Origin of the sequence: Streptomyces apricus, from assembly GCF_008369065.1 — a bacterium.
GTDB classification, from domain to species: domain Bacteria; phylum Actinomycetota; class Actinomycetes; order Streptomycetales; family Streptomycetaceae; genus Streptomyces; species Streptomyces apricus.
Window position 1 is genome coordinate 1 of record NZ_VDFC01000230.1, and the last position, 1,115, is coordinate 1,115.

Sequence of the window (1,115 nt, forward strand, 5' to 3'; positions counted from 1 at the left end):
GGTCAGGAGAGGGCGAACGACCGTACGGCCGCCGCCACATGGGCCACCTGGCGATCCGTCAGCTGGGGGTGCAGGGGGAGCGAGAGCATGGTCCGGGCGGCCCGTTCGGCATGCGGCCACCGGTCGCCCGGTGCGGCGTACGGGGCGAACGCCGGTTGCCGGGGGAGTGCGTTGGGGTAGTACACGTGGCTGCCGACGCCGCGCTCCCGCAGGTGCGCGGCCAGCTCGTCGCGGCGCTCGGCCAGCAGCGTGTACACGTAGTGGCAGCGGCCCTCCCGGCCCGGCGGCGGGGTGCGGACGCCGTACTCGGCCAGGGGTGCCAGCTGGGCGGTGTAGTACTCCGCGACGGTGGCCCTGCGCCGCAGCCGGGCGTCGAGCCCGGCCAGCCGGTGGCACTGGAAGGCCGCCTGGATCTCGTCGAACCTGCTGTTGTGGCCGACCAGATGGTGCACGAACCGCCGCTCGCCGTCCTGTCCGTGGTTGCGCAGCATCCGCACCAGCCGGCCGAGCTCCGGGTCGCGGGTCACCACGACCCCGCCCTCCCCGGGCATGCCGAAGGACTTCACCTGCACGAACGAGAAGAGCCCTGCCTCGCCCCACAGGCCCGCGGGCCGGCCGTCCAGCACCGCGCCCTGGGCGACCGCGGAGTCCTCCAGCAGCCGTACGCCGTACCGCCGGGCCAGGTCGGCGAAGCGCGGCATGTCGGCCATCACGGAGAACAGGTGCGCCGGCACGATCGCCGCGGTGCGGGAGGTGATCCGGCGCTCCACCTGGCCGGGATCGGCGACCAGGGTGTACGGGTCGACGTCGGCGAAGACCGGCACGGCCCCCAGGTTGGCCACGCAGGCCGCCAGCGGGGCGCAGCCCAGGGCCGGCACCACCACCTCGTCGCCCGCCCGGACGCCCAGCGCGGTCAGGATCAGGGTCAGCGCGGAGGTGCCGCTGCCGCACGCGACCACGTCCTCGGCCCCGTACAGCCGGCGCAGCCGCAGTTCCAGCTCGCGGGTGTGCTCGCCGAGGATGAAGCGCTGCTCGGGGGCGAGGGCGATCCGCCGCAGCAGGCCGAGCAGGACCCGGCGGTCGGCCGCGAACAGGTCGGGCGGGAAGAAGGGGAC

General features: G+C 75.1%; 1 protein-coding gene. It reads right to left on the reverse strand.

The genetic code is table 11. The features are described 5' to 3' along the window. Window positions 1–2 precede the first annotated feature (2 nt). The coding region (locus FGF04_RS39375; protein WP_149516189.1) for a DegT/DnrJ/EryC1/StrS family aminotransferase at window positions 3–1,115 on the reverse strand (1,113 nt) is incomplete at its 5' end.